The 26,493-nt window shown below is 67.8% G+C and carries 17 protein-coding genes and 2 pseudogenes; 11 read left to right on the top strand and 8 right to left on the bottom strand.

Going from position 1 to position 26,493, the window contains the following annotated elements; translation table 11 throughout:
- Positions 1-80 precede the first annotated feature (80 nt).
- Complete coding sequence (locus ACFCY7_RS30555) at positions 81-4,514, bottom strand: DNRLRE domain-containing protein (protein ID WP_376489296.1); 4,434 nt, start codon at positions 4,512-4,514, stop codon at positions 81-83.
- A 1,246-nt stretch (positions 4,515-5,760) separates the two neighbouring features.
- Between ACFCY7_RS30555 and ACFCY7_RS30550 the strand changes: the two genes are divergently transcribed.
- The 3 genes and pseudogenes from ACFCY7_RS30550 to ACFCY7_RS30540 all read left to right on the top strand — a co-directional run bounded on the left by ACFCY7_RS30550 (position 5,761) and on the right by ACFCY7_RS30540 (position 11,321).
- Positions 5,761-6,978: a tyrosine-type recombinase/integrase gene (locus tag ACFCY7_RS30550; protein ID WP_376489295.1), complete on the top strand. Its 1,218-nt coding sequence runs from the start codon at positions 5,761-5,763 to the stop codon at positions 6,976-6,978.
- Positions 6,979-7,621: 643 nt separating this feature from the next.
- A complete protein-coding gene (locus ACFCY7_RS30545; protein WP_376489294.1) occupies positions 7,622-10,447 on the top strand; it encodes a hypothetical protein in 2,826 nt (941 codons plus the stop codon).
- A 118-nt stretch (positions 10,448-10,565) separates the two neighbouring features.
- Positions 10,566-11,321, top strand: a pseudogene (locus ACFCY7_RS30540) (transposase family protein).
- A 166-nt stretch (positions 11,322-11,487) separates the two neighbouring features.
- On the opposite strand, the gene ACFCY7_RS30535 reads toward ACFCY7_RS30540, so the two are convergent.
- Together ACFCY7_RS30535 and ACFCY7_RS30530 are read right to left on the bottom strand one after the other, a co-directional pair.
- On the bottom strand, positions 11,488-12,210 hold the full coding sequence (locus ACFCY7_RS30535) for an IclR family transcriptional regulator (protein ID WP_376489293.1): 723 nt from the start codon (positions 12,208-12,210) through the stop codon (positions 11,488-11,490).
- Between the two features lie 322 nt (positions 12,211-12,532).
- Complete coding sequence (locus ACFCY7_RS30530) at positions 12,533-12,829, bottom strand: hypothetical protein (protein ID WP_376489292.1); 297 nt, start codon at positions 12,827-12,829, stop codon at positions 12,533-12,535.
- A 261-nt stretch (positions 12,830-13,090) separates the two neighbouring features.
- On the opposite strand from ACFCY7_RS30530, the gene ACFCY7_RS30525 reads away from it, so the two are divergent.
- Positions 13,091-13,690 carry a TetR/AcrR family transcriptional regulator gene (locus ACFCY7_RS30525; RefSeq protein WP_376489291.1) on the top strand — a complete coding sequence of 200 codons (600 nt, stop codon included), beginning with the start codon at positions 13,091-13,093 and terminating at the stop codon, positions 13,688-13,690.
- Between the two features lie 472 nt (positions 13,691-14,162).
- On the opposite strand, the gene ACFCY7_RS30520 is transcribed toward ACFCY7_RS30525, so the two are convergent.
- Positions 14,163-14,543 (bottom strand): PPOX class F420-dependent oxidoreductase, encoded by a 381-nt coding sequence (locus ACFCY7_RS30520; protein WP_376489290.1) that lies wholly within the window; start codon positions 14,541-14,543, stop codon positions 14,163-14,165.
- A gap of 655 nt (positions 14,544-15,198) precedes the next feature.
- Here ACFCY7_RS30520 and ACFCY7_RS30515 point away from each other — a divergent pair.
- From ACFCY7_RS30515 to ACFCY7_RS30495, 5 genes are read left to right on the top strand one after another with little or no spacing between them, the layout of a single operon-like run.
- Positions 15,199-16,422: an acyl-CoA dehydrogenase family protein gene (locus tag ACFCY7_RS30515; RefSeq protein ID WP_376489289.1), complete on the top strand. Its 1,224-nt coding sequence runs from the start codon at positions 15,199-15,201 to the stop codon at positions 16,420-16,422.
- The gene (locus tag ACFCY7_RS30510; RefSeq protein ID WP_376489288.1) at positions 16,419-17,234 is read left to right on the top strand and encodes an SDR family NAD(P)-dependent oxidoreductase; all 816 of its coding nucleotides are present in this window, start codon (positions 16,419-16,421) and stop codon (positions 17,232-17,234) included. The genes ACFCY7_RS30515 and ACFCY7_RS30510 overlap by 4 nt, the downstream gene beginning before the upstream one ends.
- Positions 17,231-17,989 (top strand): SDR family oxidoreductase, encoded by a 759-nt coding sequence (locus ACFCY7_RS30505; protein WP_376489287.1) that lies wholly within the window; start codon positions 17,231-17,233, stop codon positions 17,987-17,989. The genes ACFCY7_RS30510 and ACFCY7_RS30505 overlap by 4 nt, the downstream gene beginning before the upstream one ends.
- Complete coding sequence (locus ACFCY7_RS30500; RefSeq protein WP_376489286.1) at positions 17,989-19,059, top strand: phosphotransferase family protein; 1,071 nt, start codon at positions 17,989-17,991, stop codon at positions 19,057-19,059. Before ACFCY7_RS30505 ends, ACFCY7_RS30500 begins: the two co-directional genes overlap by 1 nt.
- Before the next feature lie 22 nt (positions 19,060-19,081).
- Positions 19,082-19,726 carry a histidine phosphatase family protein gene (locus tag ACFCY7_RS30495; RefSeq protein WP_376489285.1) on the top strand — a complete coding sequence of 215 codons (645 nt, stop codon included), beginning with the start codon at positions 19,082-19,084 and terminating at the stop codon, positions 19,724-19,726.
- A 43-nt stretch (positions 19,727-19,769) separates the two neighbouring features.
- Here the strand turns inward: ACFCY7_RS30495 and ACFCY7_RS30490 are convergent, their stop codons facing one another.
- On the bottom strand, positions 19,770-20,384 hold the full coding sequence (locus ACFCY7_RS30490; RefSeq protein ID WP_376489284.1) for a TetR/AcrR family transcriptional regulator: 615 nt from the start codon (positions 20,382-20,384) through the stop codon (positions 19,770-19,772).
- 95 nt (positions 20,385-20,479) lie between these two features.
- Here ACFCY7_RS30490 and ACFCY7_RS30485 point away from each other — a divergent pair, with 95 nt between their 5' ends.
- Positions 20,480-21,730 (top strand): NADH:flavin oxidoreductase/NADH oxidase family protein, encoded by a 1,251-nt coding sequence (locus tag ACFCY7_RS30485; RefSeq protein ID WP_376489283.1) that lies wholly within the window; start codon positions 20,480-20,482, stop codon positions 21,728-21,730.
- 287 nt (positions 21,731-22,017) lie between these two features.
- Here the strand turns inward: ACFCY7_RS30485 and ACFCY7_RS30480 are convergent, their stop codons facing one another.
- A complete protein-coding gene (locus ACFCY7_RS30480; RefSeq protein WP_376489282.1) occupies positions 22,018-23,616 on the bottom strand; it encodes a succinic semialdehyde dehydrogenase in 1,599 nt (532 codons plus the stop codon).
- Positions 23,617-23,641: 25 nt separating this feature from the next.
- Positions 23,642-24,562 carry an acetoacetate decarboxylase family protein gene (locus tag ACFCY7_RS30475; RefSeq protein ID WP_376489281.1) on the bottom strand — a complete coding sequence of 307 codons (921 nt, stop codon included), beginning with the start codon at positions 24,560-24,562 and terminating at the stop codon, positions 23,642-23,644.
- Positions 24,563-24,869: 307 nt separating this feature from the next.
- Between ACFCY7_RS30475 and ACFCY7_RS30470 the strand changes: the two are divergent.
- Positions 24,870-25,406 (top strand): annotated as a pseudogene (locus ACFCY7_RS30470) (DUF5713 family protein); the annotation flags it as partial.
- A 376-nt stretch (positions 25,407-25,782) separates the two neighbouring features.
- Here ACFCY7_RS30470 and ACFCY7_RS30465 read toward each other — a convergent pair.
- Complete coding sequence (locus tag ACFCY7_RS30465; RefSeq protein WP_376489280.1) at positions 25,783-26,163, bottom strand: hypothetical protein; 381 nt, start codon at positions 26,161-26,163, stop codon at positions 25,783-25,785.
- Between the last annotated feature and the right edge of the window lie 330 nt (positions 26,164-26,493).

Below are 26,493 nucleotides of genomic sequence, written 5' to 3'. Positions count from 1 at the left end.
GTCCCTGGCCGCCTGTTCAGGCGGCCGGGGCCCACGCTTCGGACGTCCGGTCGGTCAGCGGTCACATGGACGTGGGTCGGTCACCACGTGACCAGCGAGGCGCCGGAGATCGACCTCACGACGGTGCGCATCGAGCTGAAGAGCACGCCCTTGCCACAGGCTCCCATGGTCAGGGCCGAAGGACCGCAACTGCGGACAGGCTTGTCACCGCCCTGGATCATGCCCGCTGCGTACACCTTGCCGTTGCCGGCCAGTGTGAGCACAGGGCCGCCACTGTCTCCTTGCATCACGGCGATCTGGTTCGACGACATCTGGGTTCCGTGGATGGTGTCGAAGGCCCCCATCCCTGTCCTGTCGTCGAACCGGACCCTCATTTTGTCGACTTTGATGTTGCAGTGGACGCCGGTGTTGCCGCCGCTGGTGCACACCTTGTCGCCGATGCCGAGGTCGTCGTAACCGACGACGCGCTTGTTGTACCCTGACCGGTTGTTCCAGGCTCCGTCGAACATCAGAGCCGATCCCTTGGCGGACAGGACGCGTGATCCACCACCGGCGTTGCGTACACCCCTGCCGTATGTGGCCCTTCCGTCAAACGCTCGGTAGTCCTGAGCCGTGCAGTGGCGCGCGGTGGTGACGTAGGCCTTTCCGGAGATCTTGATGGAGAAGCCCGTCGAGCAGATGGAGCCTTGTCTGGGGCTGAACATCAGTCCGCCCGCGTTGAACGGAGAGAAGTCGTTGGAGCGGGTGGCGGCGGTCTCCGCCTGGGTATCCGTAATGATCTTGACCGGCACGCCGTTGATCTCGCCCGGAGAGAGCGGCGCCGTGCCGGTACTGGTTCCGGACTCGCCGGTGCCTCCCTCGCCGGGCTCGCTCGCGGCGAGGCTGGCCGCCGTGTTGGTGTAGGTGCCGTGCACTTCGATGCCGTCGAAGTCGGCCGTGACTCCGGCGATGTAGGCGATCTGGAAGCCCGCCCACGTGCCCGCCTCGGCCTGTGCGAGCGTGGCGTCCGTCGCACCGTCCAACTGGGCCACGTCATGGTTCCGCTGTTCGACGGTCAGCGTGATGCCACGGGCGGCCGCCTCCTGCGCGATCTGCGTCCGCTGCGCGGAGTCGCCGTGCCAGAGCAGGACGACCGAGAGGGCGTCGGCGTCGTGGACCGTTCCCACGAACCCGTTCGCCTCGACGTCCGGCAGGGCGTTGATCCATGCCCTGAAGTCGTCCAGGGTGCGCTGACGGTCGAGGCGGCCGGATCCTTCGTCCCGGATGAAGTCGTCCAGCGGCGCGTCGACTTCAGGCGGTACGACGGTCGTCCGATCGAGCGTGATGGCCGTGGGCCGGGAACCGGGCAGAGCACCGGAACCCGCGAACTCGGCGGCGATCTCGAACGGGCCGTCCTGCATGCCGGCCGCGATGTTCCACGTCAGCTTGTCGGACACCCCCTCGAACATGCTCTGCGGCCATGTCACCGCCGCACCGTCACTGCCGACGACGTCGGAGGCGGGGACAGTGGTCCAGGCGCCCGCACTGCCGGCGCGATAGCGGAAGGTGACCGCGGTGGCATCGGACGGCGCCACCGCGGCGAGCTCGACGGCGCCACGGACGACCTGGGCATCGCTGAGCGAGACGATTTCCGCGGTCCCCACGAAGAAACGCCAGGACCGTTCGGCGGAGACGTTGCCGGCACCGTCGACGGACCAGACGGACAGAGTGTGCGCGCCTTCGCCCACCGGGGTGTAAGCGAGGGTGATCGGGCTGCCGTCCGTGCCGAGCGCCTGTTCCTCGTCGCCTTCGTTCCCGATCTCGTCGTCGATGCGGTACCGCACCAGCGAGACGTCGGAGCTCCCCGGGGCGAGGGTGAAGGTTCCTGCGATGTCCGGACCGGCCGCCCACGCGTCCTGGGGGAAGTCGGCCGAGGCGACCTCGGGGGCCGTGGGTGCGGTGGTGTCGACGGTGAAGCGGAAGTGAGCGGTGGCGCCCCAGTTCCCGGCGGTGTCCACCGCACGCACGTGGAGGTACCACGTGCCGTCGCCCTTGGTGACGGCGTAGCTCGTGCCGGTGGTGTCGACGGTGGTGTCGGGCGTCGTGTCGGCGGTGCCGTCCACGGTCAGGCTGTACCCGGCCGTGTCCGCCGCCGGAGCGGTCCAGTTCGCGGTGAAGGATCCGTTCGCGTAGGCGTGGCCCTGGTCGGCGTGGCTGGACGAGGTGATCGCCGGGGTCGGAGACAGGCTCGTGTCGACCGCGAATTTGAAGTGGGCCGCCGATGTTCCCCAGTTGCCTGCCTTGTCACGCGTACGGACGTGCAGGTACCAGGTCCCGTTGCCGACGACGGTGGCACCGTACGCCGTCGTGGTGACGTACGTACTCGTGGTGGCCGGTACCGTGGCCGCCGCCTGGTCCACCACGACGGCGTATCCGGCCGCGCCGGAAGCGTCGGACGGAGCCGTCCAGCTGAACGACGCGGTCTTCGACGGGTAGACGGACGTCTCCAGCGGGTGCGTGCTGGACGCGACCGCCAGGGGGACGCCCGGAGCGGTGGTGTCCACGTGGACCGCGAAGTGCGTCGCCGCCGACCACAGGCCGGCGTTGTCCTTGGCCCGTGCGTGGACGTACCAGGTGCCGTCGGCGAGGCCCGCCGTGGAGACGGCGGTGCCCTTCTGGGTGACCGTGGTCGCCGGCGTGGTCGCCGGGGAGCGGTCGATGAGCACCGCGTAGCCCTCGATGCCGCTGGTGTCGCCGGCGGTGAGGGATCCGGTGAAGTCCTTGGACGTGTACCAGGTGGACTGTGACGGGTGGCTGCCGCTCGTCACCGTCGGCGCCGCGGGGGCCGCGGTGTCGATGACGACTATGCGGAAGGCGCTCCACAGGCTGTTGTCCGTGCCGTCGCCCGAACGGGTCCGCCACTTGTACGTGCCAGCGGGCAGCGCGGTCGGCGGGGACCAGCTTCCGGCCGTGCCGTTGGGAATCCAGCCCGTGTTGCCGGACTGGAGTGGCACCGTCCCGTTCTCGGCCCAGATCTGGACGTCACCGACGACCTTGCCCGAGGCGTTTCCGCCGTCGGCATCGGTGATCTTCACCGAAAGGGCCGGGGTGGTGTCGCTCGTCGCGGCGCCGGCCGCCGGTGAGAGCAGGGTGGGTACGGGCGGCGGCGTGTTGTAGATGACCGTCAGATGCGGCTCGGTGGCCGAGTCCGCGTCGGCGGTGTAGTTGGCCGAACGGAAACGCCGCCACGTCAGCGAATCGTTCTCGTCGCTCCCGCGCACCTGGAAGCCGTAGTTCGCGGCACCGTCGGCCCACGCCTGCACGATCGCGTCCGTGTCGAACTCCATGGTGCCGGCCGGGCAGGAGGAGTCGTGGCCCAGAGCTGCCTTGTTCGTGATCGCCCCGGTGGTGGTGGTGGCCGGCTGGGCACCCCAGGTGACGGCGGACGGGTCCCAGTCGGCCGTGATCCGCCGGACCTGCACCCCCGAACCGCCGGTGGAGCAGGTGGAGGAGTAGTACGAGTAGAGGGTGAGGTTCGTGTCCATGATGTGCTTGCCCGCGAACCGGGACACGTCGAACTTCAGGTACGAGCGGGCGACGGTGGTGCCGGCGTCGTACGTTCCGGCTTTGAGCTCGGTGGAACCGCGCTGGGAGTCCGGGTAGTTGGTCGCCACCCAGGTGTCGGTCGAGGCGGCCAGGGTGGAGATGGGGTCCAGAGTCAGCGGGTAGGTCACATCCGGCGAGGCGAGGAACTCGGGGTCGGGTGCGAGCACCAGAACCGTACTGCCGTCCGCGGCCGTCTCCAGGCGGGTCTCGATCTCGGCCCGGTGCGCGGGGTCGCCGGAAGCGGGGTCGATGCTCGAATCCCACATCATCGGCGCGGAAGCTTCCGCGATCACATCACCGGAGGCGCTTTCCAGGAGCAGATGCCGATTCTCCGCCTGCGACAGCTTCAGCCCTGTCAAGGACAGCGGAAAGCGGTACTCCAGCTTCCTGTCGGGACGCTCGCTGAGCACGACCGACTGCTCGAAGCCCTGCGGCAGCGCCTGTACTGTCATCAACTGGCCGGGACCGAGCGCGTAGGTCGCCGTGTCCCCGTTGATCTCAGGGGCAGGAAGGGCTTGCCCCCACTTCAGCCCGAACAGGTGCTTCCCGTCCTTCACCGAGGCAAGCACGCCGGCCCCGCCGTCGGATATCTGAACCTGTGCCGGCGTCGCCACCGGCGTGAGGTTCGCGCCGGTGTCCACCAGATCGGTGTTGACGTCCTCCCACTGCCCATCGGCGTTCTTGATCCGCACCGGACCGGTGTACGCCTCGACGGTGGTACTCCCGTCGGGATTCACGAAGACCGACGTGTTCTCGGACCGCTCCTCAAGTACTTCGATGCGGCGCTGCTGCAATCGGGCCAGCAGTCGGGCGGCGTTCTCGTCCGCTGCTTCCGCAGGCCCCGTCGGATCCAGCCCAGGTACGGTGGCCTCGGCGCTGGAACCGGCCGGACCCACGGCGTCCGCGTCGGCGGCCCAACCCGGCGCCATCAACGCCTGTGCCAGCAGGCTCGCAGTGACTGCGAGGACGACGCGACCTGTGTACTGGTCATTCTCTCGCCTCCTGCCCGCCCGCTGCGCACCGGGCAGTGCTCTGCTTCTCTTCGGTTTCACAATCCCCCCACTAAACTTTCACAACTGTAGATATTGGAGGGACACTGACATGTGGTCAGGTCTGGCCGAGGCGCGCGCCAAGCCACTACAGGCGGCATGGTCGGGTCAGGTCTCGGTCAGAGCGGCAGTCGCCGCGATCTGTGGTAGTCGGCCAGACCCGGCGAGAGCTCTGCAAATGCCGGAGGAGCGCTGGGTTCGTCGAGTCACGCATGGTGCTCCAGCGACTCCTGTGATGCGTGGTCGAGATGCTTCGTGAGCCCGTGCGCAGTACGTCAAGTCCCGCTCTTCGGCAGCCGCGACGTCACACCCAGAGCTAATAGAGGAAGGCCCCCATCGAGGCCGCTACAGAACGAAGACGTATCACCCAAGAGCCACACGCTGCCTGGTGGATGGCCAGACCCTCGCACATCCCCGTCCAGTTCGGTTGGTGCTTCCGCAGGGGCGTAGGTGTCACCGCACCGCGGGTGGGCTGGGGCGGGCAGCGCCTGACGTGTGACGGAAAGACGCCGCGGGCGCGTCCCAAGCTCCCGCTGCCTGGGGGTCAGCTGACCGGTCAGGAACCACAGGGTGCGGCTGGACCGCTGGGTGCGAAGCCGTCGCTCGCGAGTTCCACGCGGCCGAGGGGTCTCGGGCGGGCGGCAGGCAGCGAGCCGGCTTCTGGGACGGTCGAGGGTTGCCCGGCCGATGGTCAACGGGACCGTTCTCCGTGAACTAGAGCGATGTCGGTGCCCGACAGGTCGGTGACGCGTGGACGCACGTCGTCAGTGCACGCGCAGGGGTTTCCTGCGTGGCTGATGGCTCATCAGGTAAGTCAGCATCCGGTCAGCATGAGTCCCCGCGCGTTCCGGGACGGTCGTCCCAACAGGCGCCGGTGCGAAGGGAAAGCCCAGGTAGGAAGCCGTCTAGCCTGACCGGAGCGATGTTCCTCACAAACATCGGACGGGGGCGTCGGTGTAAGGTCGAGGACGCCCTTGACCTGCACAAAGTAGGCAGGGAGCCGTCTCAGAGGAGTCCAAAGTGTTGCGTACTCTGTTCAAGTCCAAGATCTGACTATTTGGCGTTGCCGCAGGTCAGGGGCATCATGTGCCCCCCTCGGGTCAGCAAACGGTCAGCATGCGTCCGCATGGTGTCCGCGCTTGCTGACCTTCGACCTACAGTGCGGCGCCTGAGCATGATTCTTGGGCTGGATCGGATGGTTCGCGACATGGCCCGACAGCTCGCCCGCGGCATGGGTTCCTTCTTCAAGGACTGCGGCTGCGCCAAGCCCACCCGCTGCCCTCACCCGTACTCGATCCGTTTCCGGGATGCGCTCGGCAGGCAGCGCGAGGAGTCCGGTTACGCCACGCAGGACGACGCGATCGAGCGCCTCACGCAGCTGTACGCGGAGAAGAAGACCACGGCACCGTCCGTGGCGGCGGCCCGCCGCGAACTGGGGCAGCTGACCGTCGAGGAGTATGCGAAGCAGTGGCGGCCTCGGCAGCGAAGGATGACGGATTACTCCACCGGCTGGCACGTCGACAGTTCGATCAACGTGCACATCGTCCCGCGTCTGGGGGCGCGGAAGCTGAATTCGGTCACGCCGATGGTGGTCGAGCGGTTCCTGGACGCGATGGAGGGCGACGGGGTCGGCCGGGGGAACCAGGTGAACATTTTCCGGGTCCTGAAGACCATCCTGCGGGACGCGTACGCCAAGGGGGCGATGGCGGACGATCCGGTGAAGGGGGTCCAGGAACCGGAATACGTGCGGGGAACGGTTGCCATTCCGTCCCTCGCCTATGTGAAGAAGGCGCTGGCGGTTGCCGACGAGGACCTGGCGTTGGAGATCGTCATGATGGCGGGGTGCGGTCTGCGCAATGGTGAGGCGCGGGCGGTGAACGTCAACAATGTCGTGGCCCAGGACGTGTACCGGGTGCGGGAGCAGATCCATTCCAACACGCTGAGGCCGGCGAAGCTGAAGCACCGCAAGGCGGGGGAGTTCCGGGAGGTGCCCCTGCCGCGGTCGGTGCGGGAGGCGATCGAGCGCTACGCGGAGAAGCACGGCACCACGAAGGACGGCTACCTGCTGCGCGGCCCCAGCGGCTGGTACACGGAGCCGATGGAGCGGCGCCGCGTGAAGCGACTTTTCCAGAACCTCCCGCCGGAGCAAGGCGTGGGGATGTACGGCTTCCGGCACTACTTCGCCTCGAACGCCCTCGGCAACGGCATCCCCATCACTGACGTGGCGGAGTGGATGGGGCACAAGTCCATCGAGGAGACGTACCGGACCTACCGGCACCTGATGCCGGGCAGCATCACCAAGGCCGCCCGGATCCTGGACGCTGGCCTCTGGGAAGCCGCCTGATCTTCGGCTTCGGGAGCACAGCAGGTTCTTCGTCTGCTGGTGGTACACGCCTCGCATGGCCGCTGACCAGCGGAAACGGCCACGATTCGGCCAAGCGGCACGCGGCTGGTCCGCGTATGGCCCGGATCTTGGTCGGCACGGAGGGGACCTCTGACCGATGGCCCGCGGCGGCGGTGAGTTGGCACACAAGCGAGGGGCGGGCCGACAGGTCGCCACGGAGCATGCCTCGATCCAACGTGCACGAGAGAGTCGCCAGGGCTTGGACCGCGGAGCGGGCAACCCACCGGCTGAAGAACTTTCACGCTGTCACGATCGGCCACGAGACGTGCGGCTGCGTCTTTCCCCGCACACGCTCTCTGACTGAGCCCGGCCGGCCAGCCGCAGGCTGCGGCCCATCTGCGCTATCAGAAGGCTGCTCCGCTTCGCCGCGATCGAACGCCGCCAGTCCGATCGGCGAAGAGCTGGCGCGCGGCCGCTCTGCTCAGCCCGACACGTCTTCCTAGGCGTTGCTGCTGCGGTGTTGACTTCGACTACCTTGGCTTGGCCTTGGGGGTGCAACCGATGAAGCCCAGCGCCTCCGGGTTGGCAGTAGGTATAAACGTCCTTGGAGTCGGGTCGGCGAATCTAACCGGGGAGTGAGAGGTTGAGCAGAGGGGCTTCCTCGATTGGCACGGGTGGGGCTGGCACGATCTATGAGTATCGAGTCGCAGCCCTGGATCTGGCCGCTCTGCTGTGCGGCGTGAGCGTTCCGGGGCTAGACGTGGTGCCGGACTCGGTCTGCCTGCAGCAGGGCAGGGAGTTCCCTCTGGACGACGTGGTGGTTCTCAACCGTGAGGGCCCTTACAAGTTGGCCGTGGAACGGCAGGTCAAACGAACGTTGGAGATCGCTCGCAGCAGCGATCCCTGGCGCAAGACGATCCGGCAGTGCGTGGAGAGCCTGGAGTCGTTTGGCGGGGAAATAGATGCCGACCGGCACAGGCTAGGTGTGACCGCATCCGGCCCCTCGCATGGCTTGGAGGTGCTGCAGAGCTTGGCTGCGTACGCTGCTGCGCAGAAAGGCGTGGACGACCTTCTGAGAATCCTGCCGGGCTTGGGCCAGGAGCACCGTCGGGTATGGAAACACCTGGCGGACACCGTCCGTGACGTACTTGCAGAGAGTGAGGCTGCTCCCGAACAGGAGTTGGTGGAGCTAAGCGCTTTCCGAATCGCTCGACGTCTCGTCGTGCAGATTGAGCCTACCGAGCAAGTCAGTCCGCGCTATCCCTACTTGTGCGCTCTGTTGAATGACCGGGTGCTTGCGGCCGAGACCAGACATGACGCCGCTGTGGCGTACCGGATGATCGAGGCGCTGGCACAGGAGTGGGGGCCGCGGGCTGGTGTGATTGATGCTGCCATGTTGCGGACCGCACTGCAGGCTCGTGGCATCGTGTTGCGCAGTGATCCGCCGGCCGGGTTGCAGCGGGCCGGTGCCTCACACCAGGTTCGCGTGGTCGGGGAACTGGAGCCCACTGACGCATTGCGCTTCGAGGTGCATCCCGCCTTGGAGATGGGTGGAGCCCCTGGTGCGCTAGCGGTACTCCCTCCCTACATCGCCCGTCCGGCCAGCGTTGACAACGAGCTGCGGCGCGAGGTAGCTGAGGCGGTCGACGGGAGCCGACTGGTGATGGTGGTTGGTGGCTCCTCAACAGGCAAGACACGATCCTGTTGGGAAGCAGTGCGGGCTGAACTCCCAGACTGGAAGATTGTGCATCCGCTGGCTCCGGATCGGCCGGCGGCACTCCTGCACGCGTTGCAGGAGGATGTGTTGCAGCCACGAACCGTGCTGTGGCTGAACGAAGCAAACCTTTACTTGCTGGTCAAGGACTACGCCGCACAGGTCTCAGCAAGCTTGCAGGACCTGTTGACGAACCAACAGCGCGGGCCCGTTCTGGTCCTGGGCACCATGTGGCCGAGCTTCTGGGAAAAGCTGACGGAGTGCTCCGTCGAGGACGATGACCACCTGGACACTGGGATGGGCGCGGTGGGTCAACTTGCCGACCTGGCGGTCACTGTTCGGATGCCTGCCGCGTTCAGTGAACCGGAGTTGGCCCGTGCTGAGGCTGTAGTCAACTCCGACCCGCGCCTGACGCTGGCCCGAACCCGTGCTGCCAGTGGACGCATCGCTCAGTTCCTTGCTGGAGCCCCAAATCTATGGCGACGCTACGAGCAGTCCGAAGGGGCGGCCCGTGCCATTCTTCACGCTGCCATGGACGCACGCCGATGTGGACATGGTCCCCTGCTGTCTGAAAGCTTTTTGCGGGTTGCCTGTGAGGGCTACGTGGATGACTCCACATGGCACAGCTTGGACGAGGACTGGTTCGCTTCCCACCTGACCAAGCTCCTTCGACCGCATCGTCAGCTTCCTGGGCCGCTGATGCGCCATCGGCCTCGTCCCTACGAGCCACCTACCGACAGCCCGTTGTATCAACTTGCCGACTTCCTCCATGAGAAGAGCCGAGCAACTAGAGAAAAGGAGCATCCCGCTCCCTCTCTGTGGGCAGCAGCAGCGGCACACTCGCGTACAGACACGGACACGCGGGAACTTGCCCAGGCCGCACGTCGTCTGGGAGTGGTGAACTGTGAACAGCTTTATTTGAAGGCGGCGGAGTGCGGCGACGTAAGCGTGCTTTGCTGGTTCACCCGTCGCCTCATTGACCTCAGACGCTTCGAGCGGGCGGAACAGATCATTGAGGGGCACTGTCTCGACGGGTTCCTCCTTGGTGAGCTCTCTGCGGCTCTCGGATTTGCCGGCCACTACAAGGAGGCTGAGCGCCTGGCTCGCCGGGCGTACGAGGTGAGCGGTAACCGGAACGGTCAGCGCAGCCTGGCTCACCACTTGCTGACGCTGGGCATGCGCCACTCGGCCGCACGTATTTACTCATGGGCCGCCGACACCGGAGACCCAGTCGCCGCGCGGTGGCTCACTGCGTACCACGAAGCCCGCGGCGATCGGATCGCGGCAGAGCGTCTAGCGCACACAGCCCTCACGGAGTATGGAAGCCCGTCCGCAGCCCTCGCGCTTGCTCAGTTGCGTGTTACCGCCGGAGCATCCGACGATGCGCAACGATTGTGTCGACGCATCGCTGGTCACGGCCACATTGATGCCCTGGTGGCCTTCGCGCGCGAAAGATCAGACCACCGTGACCACGCCACTGCCACCTGCTTCTACAGTGCGGCCGCCGCTGCGAAGCACCCGAAGGCTCTCGAGTGGATGTCATGGCACAGGGAAGGACGAGGTCACCATCAGCACGCCGAGGACCTGGCACACGCAGCAGCGGCGGCCGGAAATAGCCACGCCCTGCATGGGCTCGCCCAACTGAGATTCTTCAACGGCGATATCCACGACGCCGAGCGTCTGAACCGCGCCGCTGCACTTGCCGGGTCATCATCAGCCCGTGAGTGGCTAATCCGTAGAGGGCTCCAACAATGAGCTTTTTCCAACCTGCTGGCGTGGCTGGCAGGTTGGGGCACCCTGCGCGAGGTGAACGACGAAGCTCCTGGTAGACGGGTTCACGACCAAGATCACCCGTGCCGACCAGGAGCTTCGCGTGCTTGTCTACTCATCGGCGATCGACCTGTCCAGCGCGCACCTTCGTCACCTTGCCCGGTGCCTGGCCGCTCACCGCCGCAAGATCGGCACCCGATGGCGTCGCATCACGCCGAGCCGGTAGGCGCTTCTGGTCCTGGCCCATCTGCGCTGCGGTGACACCTACGCTCAGCTGGCCGCCGCGTTCGGTATCGGGATCGCGACCGTCTACCGTTACGTCGGCGAGGCGATACAGGTCCTGGCCGCACTCGCTCCCAGCCTGGCCGAGGCGATGCGGACCGCACGCCGGCTGGCCTTCGTCATCCTCGACGGGACGCTCCTGCCGATCGACCGGGTCGCCGCCGACACCCCGTACTACTCCGGCAAGCACAAGCGCCACGGCATGAACGTCCAAGTCCTCACCGACCCATTCGGACGGCTGCTGTGGGCTTCGCCCGCGCTGCCCGGCTCCACTCACGACCTGACCGTCGCCCGTACCCACGGCATCGTCGACGCACTCGTCGAGGCCGGACTGAAGTGCTGGGCCGACAAGGCTTATCAGGGCGCCGGCGGTTCCATCCGGGTGCCCTTCCGCGGCCGTCGCCTCAAGCGGTGGCAGCACCGGCACAACAGCACCCACGCCAAGATCCGCTGCCTCGGCGAGCAGGCCATGGCCACCCTCAAGGGCTGGCGGCTCCTGCGGAAGCTCCGCTGCAGCACCAACCGCATCACCGACCTGGTGAAGGCCGTCCTCGTCCTTCACCACGCATCAGCGTGAGGTTGGAAAAGGCTCACAGGCCACTCCCCGATCTGCTTCACCCGGAGCGTCGACTCTATCTCCGCCGCCAGACGATCTACCCGGGGCCAGCGTCGAAGGCTGGCGTGTGCCGCTTCGACGTACCCCGGCCGTGGGAGGGCCAGGACCCCGTGTTGGACCGTCAGGGTCAAGGGCGGGAGACGACTTCGGTGAGTCGGTCGGCTGCGTCGACGGCGGCCTGTGCGAGCTGCGTGCCGGGGTGCCGGGTGAGGCGTTGGATCGGGCCGGTGACCGTGACGGCGGCGACGACTCGGTCGGACGGGTCGCGAACGGGCGCCGAAACGGAGGCTGTGCCGGGTTCGCCCTCGCCGATCGACTGGGCCCAGCCTCGGCGCCGCACGCCGCTGAGGGTGGCGGCTGTGAAGCGAGCGCCCTGCAGGCCCTGGTGGAAGCGTTCGGGTTCCTCCCAGGCGAGAAGGATCTGGGCGGCGGAGCCGGCCTTCATGGAGAGTGCGGATCCGACCGGCACGATGTCGCGCAGGCCGGTGGTCCGCTCGGCCGTGGCGATGCAGAGGCGCATCTCCCCGTGGCGGCGGTAGAGCTGGGTGGTTTCGCCGGTGGTGTCCCGCAGGGAGTTGAGGATTGGGCCGGCTGCGGCCAGCAGGTGATCCTCGCCTGCGGCGGCCGAGAGTTCGGCGAGTCGAGGGCCGAGAACGAAGCGGCCCCGTGCGTCCCTGGCGACCATGCGATGGCGTTCGAGTGCGATGGTGAGCCGGTAGGCCGTGGCCCGTGGAAATCCGGTGATGGCGGCCAGTTCTGCCAGAGCGAACGGGCCCGAGGTCAGCGTGCCTAGAATCATCGCGGCCTTGTCGAGGACGCCGACCCTGCTCGAGGCATCCGGTATATCCATGATGGGGTGTGCTCCAGTCTCGGTTCGCGAGCGATGACTCGCGGCGACCTTGCCCAGGGGTAGGGGTTGGGGCGGTCAGCGGGGAAGGGCCAAGGTCGTCGGCCTTTGTGCCGTGGCGATCACGAGACGGATCCGCGGAAAGCCTGAGGCGGACGGGTGTTGGGAGAAGGGCGGCGCAGTGAGCACTGTGTCTCCTGGCCTTCCGCGCCGCGTCGTCCTGGCGGGTGCTTTCGTCGAGGCAGCGTGCCGGATCAGGAACCCGGCGAGGCGGCAGCCGGCCAAGGTGGGAAGTCCCCGGCCTTCAGTCCGGGGGAGGTGGAAGTCACCATGCGGTGCGGATGGCACCGCTGCGTGGCCATCCGTGCATGTCCCTCCAGAGGGCGGTGGTTGCGGCGCGCCAGTCGAGTTGCCAGCCGGGCCGGTAGCCGCGGGCTGCCCAGCCGTCCGGGCGTTTGCCGGGGATGGCGCGGCCGGCGTGCTGCGCTTCCTGCGCGGCACGGTACGTCTGCTGTGCGATCCGCAGGGCGGCCCCGGAGTCGGCGGCCGTGCCGGTGAAGACGTGTATTCCGCTGTCCCCGGCGACACTTCGCATGGGGACGTTGACCTCGTAGTAGGCCATGGCTCCGCCTCCTTTCAGGCGCTGGAGGTCCGCGCGGGGAAACAGAAAGGGAAGGCTGGTGCCGAGCTTCACGACGCGGGGGTCCAGCCTTCAAGGGGACCACCAGAGAAAACCTATGTGAGCACTGCAAACATTAGAGGGGAGGGGTGTGCGGTGTCAACATTGGCGGTCCGGAAAGTGTCCAGCAGTCACACGGTCAACCCGGCGTCGTTCCCCGGGGCGGTTTGTCGAGCAATGCTTAAAAAGCTAGTCTCCGCAGACATGACCACCAAGTCCGCGCCCACCCGTGCACGACTGAAGCCGGAGGAGCGAAGGGCACAGCTGATCGACATCGGCCTGCGACTGCTCACCACTCGGCCCATCCATGAGATGTCCATCGACGAGGTGGCTGCCGAAGCAGAAATCTCCCGAGGGCTGCTCTTCCACTACTTCCCCACCAAGCGGGACTACTACGTCGCCGTTGTTCAGGCGGGCGGACGCCGGCTGCTTCTTCACGCCACAGCTCCCGAGGAAGGCACCCCCACAGACCGGGTGCGCGGCATCGTCGACGGCTTTGTGTCGTTCGTGCAGCGTCGAAAGGACAACTACGTCGCCGTGGTGCGCGCGGCGGCCGGCGGGGACGAAATGGTGCTGGAGGTCTTCGAGGGCAATCGCCATACCTTGACCGACCGAGTGCTGCAGGCGGCGGAAATCCATGCCCCCACCCCGCTCCACCGCCTGGCCGCGCGTGGTTGGCTAGCCATGATGGAGGAGATGGCCATCAGTTCGACCGCCGACATCATCGACAAGGACGATCTGGTCGACCTCCTCGTGGGCAGCCTGCAACAGGCCATGGAAAACTTTGCCGAAGGGCGTCACTGACACCGGCCGACGTCCCCTGGGCGCGTGTCCTCGTCCGCCCTCGGGGGAGTGGAACCCTGGGCGCGGCCGCGTCGGTCGTGGCGAGCCCGCGAACGGTATACGTCGGCGGACCCGCCGCTGCTCGGTATGGCTTGTCCACGAGAACGGCGCTCTGGCTCACCTTGTGCCGCATCGACTCGCGCGGCTGGCCTCCGAAGGGCGCTGGCCAGAGGCTTCGGTGCCCGCCGGCAATCGGGCACCCCGCAGCCGCGCTGAATCGCGCACGCTCAGACAGGCCCGCTCGCGTGGGTGAAGCGCTGTAGGGCGGCCGCGTCCACGGCCTTGCGCTGATGGGGGCGCAAACGGCAAGCGGCGGGGAGTGCGGAAGACGCAGGCTCGGATGTCGATCTCTGGCCACTATTGCGAGATCGAGGGGCCGCCGGGGGACCTGGCTCGACGGCCTGTCTGCCGCTCCCGATGGACCGGGGTGGGGTCAGATCCGTACGGCGATGCCCGCGTGCGGCCGCTTGCCCCGCCGGGCGACGGTCGCGGGCCAGTCGGCCAGCCACCACTGCCAGGTGTACTTGCGGGCCAGTCGCCTCCGTACGGCCTTGAGCCCGTCGGCGTCGAGCAGCCGGCCGGTGCCCTCCAAGCGTGTCGCGCCGTCCTCGATCCGGCCGCGCATGTCGCACGCGGCGACGACGACATGAGGGTCGCGGCGGAGCCGCTTCACTTTCCAGGAGTTGATCCGGGTCCACACGTACAGCTCGTCGCCCTCGGTGGCGAACCACACCGGTGTGGCGACCGGCGTCCCGTCTTTGCGGTGCGTGGTCAGGCTGAGGTACCGGGCCTGCCTCAGTTCGGCGGGAATCATGTGGGGCGCTCCTCAGTCCTGTCGGCCACCCAGGCAGGGGCATGCATGCGCGCCGATGCCGTCGTCTTTCGCATCGCGACGGCGGCCCCGTGGTGGTGCGGGAGCATGACCGCTGTCCCCTTACCGCTGTAGCCCACAGCCTCGGCGTCTCTGACCAGCATGGGTAGAGGCGCGGTGGTCGAGCGCATCAGTGGTCGGCCTCCCGGCAGGGCTGGGGCAAGCCTGGCGGGAGGCCGGCCACCGATGCGCTCGATGTGTGCGCCGTGTACATTAGCCACGGGAGTGAGCGGTGTCAACATTGGTCGACTCGCCTGGCTCCACCGCGCATGGACGGCGGGTCCGGAGCTCGCCGAGCGTCGGGCGGCAGCTTGTCGAGCATCGCTCAACAAGCTAGGGTCGGCGGCCATGACTTCAAAGTCCGTACCGGTCGGTATGTGGCTGGGGCGGAAGAGCTCTCCAGCGATAGCCGGCTGGACCGGCCTACGCCTGCTCACCACTCGGCCCATCCACGAGATGTCATGAACTGGTGCTGGAGGCCCCCGGTAGGGCCGCTGTCGTTCCCCTGAGCGGCGGGGTCCGGACGCAGGCCGGGTGCGTACGTCCGGTCTGCATGCCGGGTCGATTACTGAGCAATGCTCGACAGGATGGGAAGTACATGGACTTCGGACACTCGCCCAAGGCGCGCCAGTACGTCGATCGCGTCAGCGGATTCATGACGTCGCACGTCCTGCCGCGTGAACGCGAGTACATCACCGCACTACGGGACCAGCAGGACCGCTGGGCCTCCATCCCGTCGGTGATCGACGAACTCAAGGCCAAGGCGAGGACGGCCGGGCTGTGGAACCTCTTCCTCCCCGACCCCGTCTACGGCGCCGGGCTCACCAACACCGAGTACGCGCCCCTGGCCGAACTCATGGGCCGCTCACTCATCGCACCCGAGATCTTCAACTGCAACGCACCCGACACCGGCAACGCCGAAGTCCTGCTCCACTACGGCAGCGACGAACAGCGCAAGCGCTGGATGGAACCGCTGCTGCGCGGCGAGATCCGCTCCGCCTTCTGTATGACCGAGCCGGACGTGGCCTCTTCCGACGCTGCCAACATGGCCGCCACCGCCGTCGTGGACGGCGACAGCATCGTCCTGAACGGCCACAAGTGGTGGAGTACGGGGATCGGACACCCGGACTGTCGGTTCGTCATCTTCATGGGACTGACCGACCCCGACGCCCCGCGCCACGCCCGGCACTCCATGGTGCTCGTCCCCCTGGACACCCCGGGCGTCCGCATTGAGCGCATGCTGCCGGTGTACGGCTACCTCGACGAGCCCTACGGCCACGGCGAAGTGTCCTTCAGCGACGTCCGGCTCCCGCTCGACGCCGTGATCGCCGGGCCCGGCCGGGGCTTCGAGATCGCCCAGGGCAGGCTGGGTCCCGGCCGCATCCACCACTGCATGCGGCTGATCGGACTGGCCGAGAACGCCCTCGAACTGGCCTGCCGTCGGGCCGCGTCCCGCACCGCCTTCGGTAAGCCCCTCGCCAACCTGGGCGGCAACCGCGAACGCATCGCGAAGGCCAGGATCGCCATCGACCAGGCCAGGCTCCACGTCCTGCACGCCGCCTGGCTGCTCGACACCGTGGGCGCCGCCGGTGCCATCGGCGAGCTGTCCCAGGTCAAGGCGGCCGTCCCGACGATGGCCTGCGAAGTGATCGACATGGCCATCCAGCTCCACGGAGGCGCAGGCCTCTCCGACGACTTCCCGCTCGCCTCCGCCATGGCCGCCGCCCGCGCCCTGCGCCTGGCCGACGGCCCCGACGAGGTCCACCTCGGCGTCGTTGCCCGCACCGAACTGGGCCGGTACCGCACCCGGGAGACGGCATGAGCAGGCGCGTCCTGATCACCGGGGGAGCTTCCGGCCTCGGCCGCGCCCTCGCCGAACGCCACGCCGCCGCCGGAGACCGCGTCCTGATCGCGGACCGCGAGGAGCCGGCCGTACTGCCGCCCGGAGCGGTCTCATTTCTCCGCCTCGACGTCCGCGTCCATGACGACTGGCTGCGCGCCCTGGGCTGGTGCCTGGATCATTGGGACGGTCTGGACGTTCTGGTCAACAACGCCGGAGTGATGGCGGCCGGTCGCATCGAACGCCTCCAGAGCGACGACTGGGACTGGATCATCGACATCAACCTCAAGGGCGTCGCCCAGGGCTGCCACACCTTTGTACCCCTGTTCAAGCAGCAGGGCAGCGGGCACATCGTCAACATCGCCTCACCGGCGGGACTGCTGAACACACCCGGCATGGCCTCGTACAACGCCTCGAAGGCCGCGGTCATCTCCCTGTCCGAGACGCTCCGTCAGGAACTGGAGCCGTTCGGCATCCGCACCACAGTGGTCTGCCCGGGCCATGTCCGCACCGGCCTGAGAGCCGATCTGCACAGCCCCGACCCGGTACTGGCGGAGTTCGCCGACCGGAGGATCCAGAGCGGCGGGCGTACGGCGGAACAGGTCGCCGAGCAGATCGTCGACGCGGTCTCCCGAGGACGGTTCCTCGTCTTCACCCACTTCGAGGACCGGCGTGCCCTGTGCCTCAAGCGCCTCCTTCCGCGCGTGGCCGACGCACAGGCCGCGAGGAGATGGCGGCGTACGGCCAGGAAGCTCGAAGCGCACGACCGACTGGATCAGGTGAGGGCGGCATGACGAGGAGAAACAAGATCCTCATCACCGGGGCGAGTTCAGGACTCGGCGAGCAGATGGCCCGCACCTTCGCCGCCCGCGGCCGTGACCTCGCGCTCTGCGCACGCCGCACCGACCGTCTCGAGACGCTGCGTGAAGAGATTCTCGCCGCGCACCCGGGCATCACCGTCGCCGTGCGCAGCCTGGACGTCAACGACCACGCGCAGGTCTTCGACGTCTTCCACGCCCTGCGTGACGATCTCGGCGGCCTGGACCGGGTCATCGTCAACGCGGGCCTGGGCAAGGGGAGACCGATCGGCACCGGCGGGTTCGCCGCCAATCTGCAGACCGCGCAGACCAACTTCACCGCCGCGCTCGCCCAGTGCGAGGCGGCCATGGAGATCTTCCGTTCACAGCGCTCCGGGCACCTCGTGGTCATCTCGTCGATGAGCGCGATGCGTGGACTGCCCCGCCACCTCACCACGTACGCGGCCACCAAGGCGGGCGTTTCGGCGCTCGCCGAAGGAATCCGGGCCGAGATGACCGCCTCCGGCACACCGATCGCGGTCACCACTCTCCACCCTGGCTACATCGCCACCGACCTGAGCGCCGGCGCAGCGAAGACACCGCTGCTGACCTCCGCCGAGAAGGGAGTACGAACCATGGTGCAGGCCATCGAACGCGAGCGCCCCGAAGCGAAGGTCCCCGCCTGGCCCTGGGTGCCGGTCGGCTTCCTCATGCGGCACCTGCCCCTGCGACTCGTGGCCAAGGTGAGCTGATGAACGACACTCACCAGAGCCCGGTCCGCACCGAGGACGCCTTCGACGTCGAGCGGGTGCACGACTGGCTGACACAGCACGTGGACGGACTCGAAGGCCCTTCCCCCGACGTCGTCCAGTTCACAGGCGGAGCGTCCAACCTCACCTACCTGCTGCGATACCCGCACCTCGGCACGGAACTGATCCTGCGCCGCCCGCCGGCCGGGAAGAAGGCCGGCTCCGCGCACGACATGGCTCGCGAGTACCACGTCCAGGAAGCACTCAACCCCGTCTTTCCGCTTGTCCCCACGGTCCGGGCACTGTGCCAGGACCCGGACGTCATCGGCGCCGACTTCTACGTCATGGACAAGGTGCCCGGACTCATTCTCCGCGGCAGGCTCCCGCGTGGCATGCACCTGGCACCCGACGGAGCCAGGGTCCTCTCGGAAGCCTTCGTCGACACCCTCACCGACCTGCATCAGGTCGACCCCGTCGTCGCGGGGCTGACCGACCTCGGCAAGGGCGACGGCTACGTCCGCCGCCAGGTCGAGGGTTGGACCCGCCGCTACGCCCAGGCCCGCACCTGGAACACACCCAGCTTCCGCCGCGTGACGGCCTGGCTTGCCGACCACCAGCCCGACGACATCGCCACCTGCGTCATCCACAACGACTGGCGCCTGGACAACCTCGTCCTCGACGACACGGACCTGCACGTCACCGGCGTCCTGGACTGGGAGATGGCCACCCTCGGCGATCCGCTGATGGACCTCGGCAGCGCCCTCGCCTACTGGGTGCAGGCCGACGACGACCGTATCGCCCAGGCCATCCGCCGCCAGCCCAGCCACCTGCCCGGCATGCTCACCCGCGCCGAGATCGTCGAGCGGTACTGCGACCGGATGGGCGTGCCCGCCGACAACTGGCCTTTCTACGAGGCCTTCGGACTGTTCCGGCTCGCCGTGATCGCCCAGCAGATCTACTACCGCTACCACCACAAGCAGACCCGCAACCCGGCCTTCCGTCACCTCTGGCTCGCCGTGAACTACCTCGACCACCGCTGCCGCTCGGTCATCCGCCGCAGCACCGGAAACTGACAGGACGGACACCACCACCGCCATGCCGCTCATCTGTCTCGTCCGCCACGGCCAGGGCTCCATCGACACGGAGGACTACGACGTCCTGTCCGGACTCGGCCGTACCCAGGCCGCCGCCGTCGGCGAGGAACTCGCCCGCCGAGGCCTGCGAGACCCGCACCTCGTGTCGGGCACCCTGAGCCGCCAGCGCGACACGGCCCGCCTCATCGCGGACACCGCCGGATTCAAGCGCCCGCTCCACCAGGACCCGCGCTGGAACGAGTACGACCACCTCGCCCTGGTCGCCCGTTATGCCCCCTCGTCACAGACCGCGTCCGTGCAGGACCTGCTCGATCACGCCTTGATGGCCTGGATGCGGGACCCCGGTGCGTCCGGGGGAGAAACCTGGACCACCTTCGCCGAAGGTGCCGCCGCCGCACTGGCCGAGCTGGCCGCCGCCCTCGGCCGAGGCAGTGACGCCGTCGTCGTCACCTCGGGCGGAATCCTCGCCGCCCTGTGCGGCGCACTGCTCTCTCTGCCGCCCGAGGGCGTCGTCGCCCTCAACCGGGTGGCCGTCAACGCCTCCGTCACCACCCTCGCGGTGGGGACGTCCGGGACCACCCTCCTGACCTTCAATGAGCACGCCCATTTCGCGGGCGATCAACGCCACCTGCTCACCTACCGCTGACGGCGTCCGGCGGACATGGCCGGGGCTTCGCGTGCCTGGACCGTCACCTGCCGACCGGCGTTGCTACCGCCTGTGACAGCGCCGGCGAGGCGGCGAACAGCGCGTACACGGAGGCGCTGACCTGTGCGGCGACGGCCTCGGGGGTGGAGGTGTCGAGCTTGCCGTCGAGATGGAGGAAGGCCAGACCGTGGACGAGGGCCCACACCGTCGTCGCCAGGGCGGCGGAGTCCTCGGCGCCGGGGAAGGCGTCGCGGACGATGCTCTGGACGTACTCCGTGATGACGGCGGTCGCGGCAACCCGTTCCTCGCTGGTCGGATCGCACGGCTCGGCGAACATCGCCCGGAACAGGGCGGGGTGCTCGAGGGCGAACTGCACGTACACGACGGCCACGGCGGCCAGGTCGTCCGGCGTGGAGGGCGCCGGGTGCGCCGCGGCCAGGTGCTGGGCGAGCTCGCGGTACCCCTCCGCGGCGACCGCGGACACCAGGGCGTCGCGGTCCGCGTAGTGACGGTAGGGGGCGGTGGCCGATACGCCGGCCTTTCGGGCGACCGCGCGCAGGGAGAGCGCGGCGCTGCCGTCCTCCTCCAGGAGCTCTCTCGCGGCCCTCAGGCAGGCCGCTCGCAGATCCCCATGGTGATATCCACTGGCTTGAGACACAGGTCACACTTCCTCATGTTTACGGCGCTTACATAGCCCCTTTAATGTGAACGGTGCATACATCATAAGCGATTGAGATGGAAGAGGGAACTGGGATGACCAGTGAGCTGTTCTCGCCGCTGCTCCTGCGCTCCGGCCAGGTACTGAAGAACCGGATCGCGAAGGCGGCCATGGAGGAGAACATGGCCTCAGACGGACAGCTCCCCGGCGAACAGCTGTACACGCTGTACCGACGCTGGGCCGCCGGCGGCACCGGACTGCTGATCACCGGCAACGTGATGGTCCACGCCGAGGCGCTGACCGCCCCCTCCGGCGTCGTACTCGACCAGCACTCGCCCCTGAAGCCCTTCGTCGACTGGGTGAAGGCAGCCAAGTCCGGCGGTGCCGCGATCTGGATGCAGATCAACCACCCCGGCCGCCAGGTCGCCTCCGACATGCCCGGCGTCGTCTGGGGCCCCTCCGACGTCGGCGTCTCGATGGGCAGGCACAGCAGCCGCTTCGGCCGCCCCACCGCCATGACCTCCCAGCAGATCGACGACACCGTGACCCGGTTCGCCGTCACGGCCCACCGTGCTGAGAAGGCGGGTTTCGACGGCGTCGAGATCCACGCCGCACACGGCTACCTCCTCTCGCAGTTCCTGTCCCCGCTGGTCAACAGGCGTACCGACCAGTGGGGCGGATCGCTGGAGAACCGGGCACGGATGCTGCTGGACATCGTGTGGGCCATCCGCGCCGCGGTCTCGCCGTCCTTTGTGGTCGCGGTGAAGCTCAACTCCGCCGACTTCCAGCGCGGAGGCTTTGACGCCGACGACGCCCGAGAGGTCATCGGGATGCTCGAACCGCTCGGCGTGGACCTGGTCGAGCTGTCCGGCGGCAGCTACGAGAGTCCCGCGATGACCGGGCGCCCCGCCGACAACAGCACCCAGACCCGCGAGGCCTACTTCTTCGACCTGGCCAAGGACCTCGTCAAGACCAGTCCCATCCCGCTGATGCTCACCGGCGGCATCACGCGGCGTGTCACAGCGGAGAGAGTCCTCAACGGCGGCGTCGCGCTCGTAGGGATGGGCACCGCCCTCACTCTCACACCCGACCTTCCACAACGCTGGAAGAACCACCGCGAGGCCGACCGCCTGATGGAGCCCGTGACCTGGTCCGACAAGGCCCTCGCCTCGGCCGCCAGCATGGCCAGGGTCCGCCACCTGATGCGCCGCCTCGCCCAGGGCGGCAAGCCCAGGGCCGGCACCTCCCCGGCCTTCGCCCTGATCTCCGAACGCCGCAAGCAGCGACGGGCCCTGCGCCGCTACCGCGCCTGGCTGTCCAAGGGAGGGCGCGCCGCCGGGCAGTGAAGCAGGCCCTGTCGCGATGTCACCGAAAGGTGCCGGTGTCCCCAGCGGATCGGGGGCGCCGGCGCTTTTGCATCCGGGGCGCCGCTGCACGAGCCCAGACTGTCAGCCGCCTCTGACATGCCCCGCACCGTTTGAGGCTGTGTGCGGTAGGCGCACGTGTTCCCACCCTCACAAGCGGTGGTGCCGCCCGTCGGAGCAGACGAAGAGGGCGAGCCTGTCGTGTGGACAAGCCGCCCTCTTTTCATGGCGTGGCTCGATCGGGGCCACGGCTGTGTGCCCGTCGCTGTTCAGCGGACGCCGACTGCCTTCATGACCTTCAGCGCACCGGTCAGGAGCTTGGCCCAGGTCTCGGGCGAGATGCTGGTCGGCGGGTAGAAGCCCTGGACGCGCTGGTGGGCGACCGTCTGGGCTTCGGTGTACTTGAGGATGCCGTCGGCGCCGTGACGCCTGCCGAGTCCGGAGTCGCCCATGCCGCCCATGGGAGCGTCGATGCTTCCCCAGGCCGCGGCGAAGGCTTCGTTCACGTTGACGGTGCCGGCGTGGACGCGGGCGGCGACGGCCCGGCCGCGTGCGCCGTTGCCCGACCAGACGCTGGCGTTGAGGCCGTAGGCCGTGGCGTTGGCCCGTGCAACGGCCTCGTCGACGTCACGGTAGGAGTAGATGGAGACGACGGGGCCGAACGTCTCGTGGTCGTACACCGTCATGTCGGGGGTGACGTCGGTGAGGATGGTCGGCTCGTGGAACAGCGGCCCCAGATCGGGTCGTGCCTTGCCGCCGGCGAGGACGGTGGCGCCCTTGGAGACGGCGTCGCCGACGTGTTCGGTGACGGTCTTGAGCTGGGAGGGGGTGGTGAGGCTGCCCACATCGATGCTGTAGTCGTAGGCGGCGCCGATCTTGAGCTTCTTGGTGCGGGCGACGAACGCGGCGACGAACTTGTCGCGGATCGACTCGGCCACATAGAGGCGCTCGATGGACACGCACAGCTGCCCGGCGGAGGGGAAGCAGGCGTTGACGGCACCTTCGGCGGCCTTGTCGATGTCCGCGTCGTCCAGGACGATCATGGCGTTCTTGCCGCCGAGCTCCAGAGAGGCGCCGATGAGGCGCTTGCCGGCGTCGCTCGCGATCTGGCGGCCGGTGGCGGTGGAGCCGGTGAACATCATGTAGTTGGCGTTGTCCATCAGCGCGCCGCCGATGGAGCTGCCACGGCCGATCACCATCTGCCAGACATCGGCCGGAAGGCCCGCCTCGTACATGAGGTTCATGGACCACAGGGCGGTCAGCGCGGTCTGGGTGTCGGGCTTCTGCACGACGGCGTTGCCCGCCATGAGCGCCGCGATGGTGTCGCTGGCGGCCATGCTGAGCGGGTAGTTCCACGGCGAGATCACCGTGACGACGCCCTTGGGGTGACGCAGCTCGGTGGTGTGGGTGAGCAGCGGGATCGCGCCGCGGCGGCGCCTGGGGCTGAGGTACTTCTCGGCGTTGCGCGCGTAGTAGCGGGAGACGATGCCGATGTCGACGACCTCGAGGTAGGCGTCGCGGCGGGTCTTGCCGTTCTCGGCCTGCATCAGGTCCAGCGCCTCGTCCTGCCGTGCCAGGACGAGGTCGTGGTAACGCAGCAGGATCCGCTTGCGCTCCGCGATCGGCGTGGCCGCCCAGGACTTCTGCGCGATCCGTGCCCGCCCGAACGCGGCTTCGACGTCCTCAGGGGTGGAGACGGGGAAGTCAGCGAGGGGAACGCCGGTGTAGGGGGCGTTGGTGGTGACCCGTGCGGCATTCGGTGCGGCCGAGACCCGCGCGGTCAGTTTCGTGAGCAGGGCCGGGGTGATGGACGCGGGCAGACCCAGGCCGCGGGCGGCCTTGGTACGGCTGGCGTGGTCGGTGAGCATGGCAGGGACTCCTTGTCGCTTGCTGCTACTTGTTCCGGCTCTGGACCGAGGTGGGCACCGGCATGTGGAGGGCGGCCTGGCCTTCGGTCATGACGTCGAACTGGATGGTCCGCTTCGGCTTGAGCGACCGCAGGTCGTCGGACATGCGGCCCTCACCGAGCTGGAGGGTGATGCCGTTGGTGCTGCGCGTCGTGCCGGCGTTCAGCACGTTGGTCTGGTTCAGAGTGGAGTGCCAGGCGCCGTTGATCGTCGTGTACGAGGTGAGCAAGCTGACGCGCTCCCCGCTCGGGTAGGCCCTCTGGGTCGGGGTGTTCGCCAGGAGCGACAGGTCGACTCCGCCGGCGTCGTTGGCCACGCGGGCCGTCGTCCGGTGGTCGTTGATGTCCACGTCGAGCCCGGTGACCCACTTGGGGAAGCCGTAGCCGTCGTGGCCGCGGACCTGGGCGATGTCCGAATTCACGGGAAGGGACAGCACGTAGGAGTCGAGGTGTTCGTTCTTGAGGCCGGAGACGAGGTCGAAGAAGCCGAGCTTTCCGTGCCGGGCGGGCTTGACCGCGATGCCGACGGCCGCTTCGGTGTAGAAGTCGATGTCGCACACGTCGTAGCGGAAGAACATGACCGAGATCAGGCCGAGGCCGGGCACGATCTCCAGCGGCGAGAGCTCCTCGGGCAGACGGGCGCGGATGGCCCGGGACGGCGCAACCATGGTGAGCCGGGCGGTGGACATCGTGTAGTAGAAGTTCGGGGTGAGCGTGGAACCGATCGGAGAGTCGACCTTGATCTTGGGCAGCCGGCGGAAGAAGTCCACGCTGCTGACGCGGGGGTCGCGGGCGATCTCGTCGAGGTTCGGGTTCATCCGGTAGCGGTCGTACAGGCCGCCCTTCGGGACCGTGACCTCACGGCCGCCCAGGTTGACCTTGACGGCGTCCTTCTGTGCTGAAGACATGGCGGGGGTTCCTTCGCTAGTCATGTAAGCGGTGTACACATGACTATAGGGGCGCGATGTATGCACTGTCAACAATGGGGTGGGGGATTCTGCAGATGACTCTCGACGGTCGATGGCTTGGGCATTCCAGTGCCTGCGGTGCCGGGGTGTCCTGAGCGGGGAATGCCAGGGCTGTCGCACCCCTGCGGCGTTGCCTTGAGGTGCACGTGATGCGGGCGGGAGGGGCGGGCTCTGTGGTCGGAACAGGCCCAGATGGCCCACCGGTGCGCCGTCGGCTGGGGTTTGTGGTGAGAGTCCTGATCACGAGGTCGATCAGGGGAAGGCGATTCTGCTGCGGCTGTGCGAATGGATTAAGGCCGAGCAGCTGTCGAATCTGGGGACCTTGTATGCGCTCACGCAGGCTGCGGCGGAGTTCAACCTGCTGGCAGCCAGTTCGCGGCGGCCGGAAGCGGGATTTGAGACGGTTGCGCGCGAGTGGATCTGTGACGAGTTCTGTTTCGCCGCATCGGCATGCGGAATCACGGACGCAGATGCGAAGGAGCTGACCGCTGGCCGGGACTGGTGGACGACGACGGAGAGCCATCTCCGATCGAATTCGGCAGTGGCTGCACCAGGGTCGGTCGTCTCGTGGCGACCGGAGAGCTTGCCGTATCGCGTGGCGGCAGCGCGGTGCCTCTACTTGATCGCGGACGAGGATCGCAGAATCCGCAACATGACTGGAGCTTCCACGCTCAGGCCCGATCCCAGGACACCGGGCGGGGTCCTGTCCAACGGGGCCACTGAGAAGTCAGGACTCAACCGTTCGATCAACGCCGCCAAGGATGCAGTGCAGGGCAGGACGTGATCGCCGTGGACCTGCCTCGGAATGCGGGCACGTCGGGAAGGAGAACTGTTCCACGTGGGAGCAGTTTCACTGTGTCTCGTGTTGCCGTGCGCGCGGACACCGCGTGCGGCCTGAACGTCTTACGGGCCGGGCTGGTCCGTCGTGACGCCGATGGGGTATGGCGAGAAGCCCCCACCTGCAGGAGGGGAGGAGTCGGCGGACGATCTCGGCACGCTCGACACCTGGGAGTCCAGGCAGGCGACTACTCCGCCCGAAGCGTCGATGCGGGCCCAGGTTGGGGTGACCTGGCGGTCCTGATGATCCGCCGGAGAGCAGCTCCGCCGCCAGAAGGCCGCGATGGCAATGTGGCGTACGGACGCTCTCGTCCGTCCACGGCCTATTGGCCCTTCTGGAGCCGACGGAGCGCGGTGGAGAGGATGTTGGACCACACGGTGGCCACAGCTCCGGGCAGGACGGCCGGCTCGAGCGGGCCTTCTTCACCGTGCGTGTCGGAGACGGGCTCCGCCGTGGCGGTGGAACCTGGTTCCTCGTTGACACCCGGCCGCTGCTCCTCCGCATCCGGATCGAACGCGCCGTCATGATCTGGACGTACCGGCGCCGCATACGCAGATGCTCTCGGCGATGTGGCGCGGAGCCCCCCGAGGTGTGGGACGTCGCGCCAGTGCGGCACGGTGAGGCCGTCGGGTACATGCGCAGGACCCTCTGCTGCGGGATCTTCCGGATCGTCCCGGTCGTCGAGGTGGATCGGTTCCGCCATCTTCGCGCTCCCTCTGTCTGGGTGGGGCGATCTTTGGACGCCCCGTCTGTGCTTACGGGGTGCGCCTCGGGGCCCGGACGAAGCGCCGCACGCGGCAGTTGCCTCCTTGTCGCTTCCAGGGCAGCTGATGTCGTCCAGTCGGTCCTGCTGGCGCGCCGCCTGAAGCGGTCGGCAATGCGTACGTGGTGGAGCGGGCGTTCCTCGATTGACCTGTTCGCCGAGGATCTCGGCGTAGAGGAGACATGCTGGTACGGAAGGAGCCGATCGTCGGGGATCGGCAGGTAGGGGAAGCCGATGGCGCCTCGCGCGTGGCGGGGGCGGGCCACGCGT

This window comes from Streptomyces sp. NPDC056361 (assembly GCF_042262805.1).
GTDB lineage: Bacteria > Actinomycetota > Actinomycetes > Streptomycetales > Streptomycetaceae > Streptomyces.
This window is presented reverse-complemented; position numbering and strand designations above follow the sequence as displayed.